The following is a 6,538-nucleotide window of genomic DNA, read 5'->3' as shown; positions in this document are numbered from 1 at the left end:
GCCAGGGGGCGGTGGCGTCGGCGCACACCAGCCGGGCCCGGGGCGCGACGAAGTGCCGGGCCAGCCACAGCTTGGCGAAGACCACGTCGACGCCCGTCAGGTCCCGGTGCCCGCGCAGCTCCAGCTCGCGCAGCAGGTGCCCGGCGCCGCAGGCCAGCTCCAGCACCGGCAGGGGCCCCGGCCCTGCCTCAGGTCCCGGTCCCGGTCCCGTTTCCGGGCGCGGGCGCGGGCCCGTACCCGCGCCCGTCCCCGGGGAGTGGCGTGCGGTCAGGGCCAGTACGGCCAGCCAGGTCGGATCGCTCCACCGGTGCAGGAAGTAGTCGCCGACCCTGCCCATGCCCAGCAGCGCGACCGCCTCGCGCAGGCCGGTGGCCCGCAGGGCACCGCGCAGCGTGGCGGGGGAGGGGGCGGGACCGTCCCACCAGTCGTCGGCGTCGGCCAGCAGGACGAGCGCGGCGCCGTCCGGATCGCCCTCCTCGACGGCGCGCACCGCCCGCTCGCGCAGTTCCTCGCGCCCGGTACGCAGCCAGGGGATACCGGCCACGACGGGCCAGCGCCGCTCCCCGTCGGTCAGGAGCCCGGGGCCGCAGGCCCGCAGCGGGGCTCCGTTGACGGGACTGACCAGCCCGGACGCGACCGGGGCCGGCGCGCGTCCGGGCGCCGTGTGCCCCGCCGCGGCCTTCACACCGCCTCCGCCGCGTCCAGCACGGCCCGGTGGAAGCCGGACACCGCGCAGGGGTGCACCAGGTCCAGGTCGTCCAGCGCCTGTTCGGCGGTGAAGGCGGCGGCCCGGGCGTGATGGCGTACCTGCAGCACGCGGTCGAGGACGTCGGCGGCGTGGAAGGCCCGCGCGACCGGTGCCTCGGCCGCCTCCCGCAGGGCGAGCAGCGAGCCGAGGCGGGCGGTCAGGGGCCCGGGCAGTACGGCGAGCTGCTCCACCGTCAGGCGTGCGACGACGCCGGTCAGGTGCTCGCCCAGGAGCTCCTCCCCGCTGAAACCGGCGTCCGGCAGCACGGCGTTGTGCAGGTGGTGCCCGAGGCCGAGCAGGAAGACGTCACCGGGCTCGGCGCCGAACGCCTCGGCCAGCAGCACCCCGTAGACCGCCACGGCCCAGCAGTGGTCTCCGTGGCTCTCGGGCGGCTCCACCATCAGGCGGGGCCGCCCCGGGCAGGTGGCACCCGCGCGCGGCTGGGCGCACAGGGCCGCGGCGAACCGCGGAGCCGGATCCTCGCCGCCGGACCCGTACGAGGCTCCGTACGGGTCTCCGTGCGGGGCTTCGTGCAAGTCTTCGTGCGGGACTCCGTACAAGTCCTCGTGCGGGTCTTCCGCCAGGCCCGGCAGTGCCGCGCGCAGCAGGGGGTACGTCGACTGGCCCAGGCTGTCCGCGTGCTGCGCCACCGAGCGCCCCAGCACGTCCGCCGCCTCGTCCGCCGTGAGCCCGCACCGGCGCAGCACGGGCCCGTCGACCCCGGCCAGGCGGGCCCCGGCCACCGCGGCCGCACCTGCGCGTACGGCCACCTCGTGGGGATCGCCGCCGCGCGCCAGTTCCGCCCACGACCGGCGGAAGGCCCGCTCGGCCATGGAGGCCCCGGCCGGCGACGTACCGCTGTCGGCGGTACGGACCCGTTTGAGGTCACCGATCTCGCGCAGCAGGGGGAGGGCCGCCCGCAGGGCGTCGCGCGGCACCTCCACGACGTCCTGCCGCGCCGGGCGGGGAGCGGTCTGCGTCACGAGCGTCCGCCCCGCACGACCGAACCGACACCCTCCCGGTCCTCCAGGCCCTCCCGGTCCTTTCCGCCCTCCCGGTCCGCGCCGTCCAGCCAGTCGAGCAGGATCTGCTCCTGACGGTGCAGGGCGTGCTCCGGGACCTTCCCGCCGGTGGTCATCGGCGCCTTGAAGAAGTACCCGAACTGCTCCTGCACCCCGCCCTCGCCGCGGCGGCGCGCCTCGGCCAGCAGCCGGACCAGGTCCAGCACCAGCGGGGCGGCCAGGACGGAGTCCCGGCACAGGAAGTCGATCTTCAGCTGCATGCGGCGGCCGAGGAAGCCCACGAGGTCGACGTTGTCCCAGGCCTCCTTCTCGTCGCCGCGCGGCCGGTAGTACTCGATGCGGACCTTGTGGTCCTCCACCGGGTACCCGAGCACCTCGTCCAGCACCGACTCCTTGGTGGCCGTCTTGCTGGCCAGCGAGTCAGGGTCCTCCAGCGCCTGTCCGTCGCGGTTGCCCAGCAGGTTGGTGGAGTACCAGCCCTCCACCCGCAGGGCCCGCGAGCGCAGGGCGGGGGCGAGGACCGTCTTGACCATGGTCTGCCCGGTCTTGCCGTCCTTGCCGGCGATCGGCACGCCCTGCCGCTCGGCCAGCAGGGTCAGCGCGGGCACGCCGGCGCCCGCGCTCGGGGTGAAGTTCAGGTACGCCATGCCCTCCCGCAGGGCCGCGTAGGCGTAGAGCATGGAGGGCGTGAGCGCCTCGTCACCGGCGTCCAGGGCCGCCTCGAACGCCTCGACGGTGGCGAGGGCGGGCGACGCCGCGTCGGGCAGCCGCTCGGTGGACGCGAGGTTGACCACGACGACCTCGTCCAGCTCCTGGTCGTCCCGGAAGCGGCGCAGGTCCTCGCGGATGTGTTCGGTCCGCTCCCGCGGGCTGTCGATCGTGACGACGTTGGCGCCGGTGACCGCGCGGCAGTAGTCGGAGTCCGCCACGGCGGGCCACGGCCGCAGCTGCTGCAGCTGGCCGGCGACGGCCTCGATCTGCGCGGGTTCGAGGACCCGGTGCACATGGGCGGCCTTGGCCAGGTCGTCGGCGGCCACGTCCCAGCCGCCGAACACCATGGCCTCGTAGGGCACCAGGTCCGGACGGGCCGCGAACGGCAGTCCGTCCCGGTCGCAGGCGCCGAGCTTGAGCAGTTCCACCCCGGCCACGGCGGTGGMGGCCACCGCTCCGCCGAGTCCGACGACAGCGACACCCAGCCGGCCCGCCGGGGCCCCCGCTCGTCCGTGCCGGGGAGCCCGTCCCTCGATCGGTCCGCTCATTGCTCTCTCCGTTCGACTCGCCCGCGGGACACGACCGGTCCCCGAGGTGGGAACGGGGAACGGTCGACGGTCCTTCGCGGTCCGCAGAAGCGGTCGTTCGCGCGGCGGCTAAGAGCCGCGGCGGTGACGCCACCCAGCCTCCGTGCCGCCCCACGGCGACGCATCCGCGAGAAGACCCCCGAATTCGAACGTTTCGCCCAGGACCCCGGCCCTCACACAGCCGAACCGCGGGTCACACCCCTCCCCTCCGGACACCTGGAACCCGAAGAGAAGGGGCCGAACGAGTGAACCCGTCAGAAGACCGACGATTGTCGATCGGGCATCAGCACAGGCAGGGTTCCGTGCTCCACCCCAGTCCGCTGATGTCGTCGTCCCGCAGCGCACCGGCGTAGGCCTGCACCTCGTCCACGTCGCCGCGCAGGTACTCGCCCCAGCCGGGACCGTTTTGGGAGTCAACGGTCCGGGAACGGCCGATCTGCAGGGCACCGGTGCTCTTCCAGCCGTCCGGCAGGGTGCCGGTCGCCTGTGCGTTGGTGTGGCCGTCGAGGAAGAGCTTGACCGTGTCCGTCGCGTCGTCGTAGACCACGGCCAGGCGATGGCCCGAGCCCTCGCCCCCGTCCGCGCCCTCGATCTGGGACACCACCGTCTCGGGGGCGCCGGCCTCGTCCCTCTCCGGCATCACCAGCTGCCAGGTGTGGCTGGACGGCACGTAGCGCACCTTGAACGCGTCGGTGTGCTCCCCGGCCTGTGACAACACGGTCATCGGGTGGGCGGGCGCGGAGTCGGCGAGGCGTACGACGACGCCGAGGGTGAAACTGTCCCCGGTGTCGACGACGGGCCCGTCGGCAGCCGCGTATCCGTGCTCGCCGTCCAGCCGCAGGTGCCCGTCACCGACGAGCGGCGACGGTACGTAGGGGCAGTCGGGGTCCAGCTCCGGAAGGCAGGAACCGTCGGAACCCCGGTAGACAGAGGCTCCCGTGCCGAGCCGTAGCGGCGCACCGCCGGACTGCTCCGGGCTCACCCCGTCCGTCGCGCTGTCCAGCGACCAGTGGCCGAGCAACTTCGGCTTGCGGTAGGCCAGTTCGGCCACCTCGTCCGGCACCACGACCCGGTCGTGCACCTGTACGTCGCCGACGTCCCCGTGCCACCGGTCCCGGTAGCCGGCCGTCCCGCGGGCACGCCCGATCTGGAAGGCGCCGGACGCCTCGACGGGGGACGCGTCCGCAGCCGTCCCGACCTCGTGCCCGTTGACGTACAGCCGGGCCTTCCCGGTCTCGGCGTCGTACAGGCCCAGCACCCGGGCCCACTCGCCGCTCTCGGGCGTGCCGCCGGTCACCCGCGCACCGCCGATCGTGAACGACCAGGCGGCACCGGAGTCCTGCTTCCGCAGCCCGAGGGTGTAGCCCGGGGCCCCGGCCGCGTCCTGGCTGGCGACGGTCATGGTCCGGCCGGTCCCGGCGGGCCGCACCCAGGCGCTCACGGCGAAGGTCTTGCGGATGTCGGCCGCCGGGGCGTCCGAGGTGAGGAAGCCGTGGCCGCTGCCGTCGAGACCGACCACCGTGGAGGTCGCGGTGCGCGAGGGAGCGGGGCCGCCGAAGGTCACCCCGGTACCGGCCCGCGCGGTGGGACCCGCCTCGGCGGCGGCCGAGCGGGAGCCCGCCGGGTCGTCCAGCTTCCAGCGGGCGACGGGAGCGCGGCCGGCCTTCACGTTGAAGTCGTACCGGGACGTCTGACTGATCCGGCCCGCCCTGTCGACGGCCTGGACCTCCAGCCGGTTGGTCCCGCTGCGGAGCGGCAGGTAGGGAATGGTCACGGCCGCGCCCGGACGCTCCGCGGCGACGGTGTCGTAAGGACCGCCCAGGAAGCCGTATTTGTACGACACCACGTCCTCGGAGGGCGAGTCGACGGTGAAGTGGCCGTAGACACCCACCCCGTCCACCCAGAACACGTCCTCCGGCTCGGGGTATTCGGGAGAGGTGATCGTCGCCTTCGCCGGGCTCTCGTCGTCGTACACGAACGAGCAGACCGAGCCGTCGCCCTCGTCGCTCCAGGGAGAGGTGGCTTCACCGTCGTTCGCGCGCACGTGCCAGGAGACGACGGTGTTCGCCGGTATGTCGTCCGGCATCCTCCAGGACTGGCGGTCTCCCGACGTCAGAGTGAGGGTGGTGTACGTCAGCCGCCGTTCCACCCCCGAGGCGTCCGTCCACCAGGCCTCGAACTCGCCACTGACCGGGCTGCTCTCGACGGGCTGGTTGTCCTCCTCGGGGTCGTACAGCACCGCGTCGAGCCGGGGCGGTGCCGAGACGTAGGCCGTGCCGTCGCCGGTCGCGCAGGCCTTGCCCCCCGAACTGAGGTCCCGTACGAGCGGCTGTTTCGGCGGCAGGTTGTCCACCGCGTGCGCCGTCCCGGCGGCGGTGACGAGCAGCGCCACCGCGCAGCTCCCCACCGCCGTCCGTCTGAGCCGGCCCGTCCTTCTGAACCCTGTCAACTGTGCCTCCGCCGTGAGCGATCGAATCTCGTGGATCACACGAGCGCTCGAAGCTAACAGACGTCACCGACAGTGCCGTAAAGGTTTCTTCACAGGGCCGCGGGCCTTCAGAAGGGCCGGTCGCCGGCGATCGCCACCCGTTCGGCCACGCGGCGGTGCGGGGCGTAGTCGTTCACCGCGTAGTGCTGGGTCGCGCGGTTGTCCCAGAACGCGACATCGCCCTGCTCCCAGCGGAACCGCACCTGGAACTCGGGCACATGTGCCTGCTGGAACAGCAGGCGCAGCAGGCGGTCGCTCTCCTCCCGGCCCATCCCGACGATCCGCGTGGTGAAGGAGGTGTTGACGAAGAGCATGCGCCGCCCCGTCTCCGGGTGCCGGCGCACCACGGGGTGTTCGACCGGCGGGAACTGCTCCTGGTACGGGGCGAGACGCTCGGCCGGGTAGAAGCGTGCGAAGCCCGGCAGGAAGTCGTGGACCGCGCGGGCGCCGTCGATGCGGGCCCGCACGTCCTCCGGGAGGTTGTCGTAGGCCGCGGCCATGTCCGCCCACATGGTGTCCCCGCCGAAGGGCGGCACCTCGCGCAGCTGCAGCACCGCGCCCATCGCGGGCCGGGGCCGGAAGGTGACGTCGGTGTGCCACACGTTCTCGAACGACGGGACCGACCCCGCCGCCTTGTCGAAGCGTGCCACCTCGGCGTCGTCGCCGGTCGCGAGCAGCGGATTGGTCTCCAGCTCGCCCCAGTTGCGGGCGAAGTCGCGCTGGGCGGCGGAGGTGAGGTGCTGGCCGCGGAAGAACAGCACCTTCCACTCCAGCAGGGCGCGGTTCAGTTCCTCGCGCAGCTCGTCCGTCAACGGCCGGGACAGGTCCACACCCCGCACCACCGCACCGATCGTGCGCGCCTGCGGCACCAACTCGAAGAACTTGTAAGGGAGTTCGGGGGTCCCGGCGGGCAGTCGGTCGAGGATCCGGGTGCCCTCGTAGAGCCCGTCGGCGGGTATGCGGTGGTCGCGCAGGGCCGGCG

Annotated in this window: 5 protein-coding genes; all 5 read right to left on the bottom strand. The window is 73.6% G+C overall.

Annotated elements, in window-relative coordinates:
• Positions 1-685: class I SAM-dependent methyltransferase (locus FGF04_RS06390; protein ID WP_149510252.1), on the bottom strand; the 685-nt coding region annotated here is incomplete at its 3' end.
• Positions 682-1,731 carry an HD domain-containing protein gene (locus tag FGF04_RS06385; RefSeq protein WP_223146351.1) on the bottom strand — a complete coding sequence of 350 codons (1,050 nt, stop codon included), beginning with the start codon at positions 1,729-1,731 and terminating at the stop codon, positions 682-684. The genes FGF04_RS06385 and FGF04_RS06390, both read right to left, overlap by 4 nt.
• On the bottom strand, positions 1,728-3,029 hold the full coding sequence (locus FGF04_RS06380) for an inositol-3-phosphate synthase (RefSeq protein WP_149510251.1): 1,302 nt from the start codon (positions 3,027-3,029) through the stop codon (positions 1,728-1,730). Before FGF04_RS06380 ends, FGF04_RS06385 begins: the two co-directional genes overlap by 4 nt.
• A gap of 322 nt (positions 3,030-3,351) precedes the next feature.
• Positions 3,352-5,460, bottom strand: a complete 2,109-nt coding sequence (locus tag FGF04_RS06375; protein ID WP_235882217.1) for a LamG domain-containing protein — start codon at positions 5,458-5,460, stop codon at positions 3,352-3,354.
• Between the two features lie 164 nt (positions 5,461-5,624).
• Positions 5,625-6,538, bottom strand: a 914-nt coding sequence (locus FGF04_RS06370; protein ID WP_149510255.1) for a TauD/TfdA dioxygenase family protein, incomplete at its 5' end; no start/stop codon positions are given.

The sequence above is a fragment of the Streptomyces apricus genome (assembly GCF_008369065.1).
In the GTDB taxonomy this organism is placed as follows: domain Bacteria; phylum Actinomycetota; class Actinomycetes; order Streptomycetales; family Streptomycetaceae; genus Streptomyces; species Streptomyces apricus.
The sequence above is the reverse complement of the archived record's forward strand: the minus strand, read 5'-3'. Positions and strand labels throughout refer to the sequence as shown.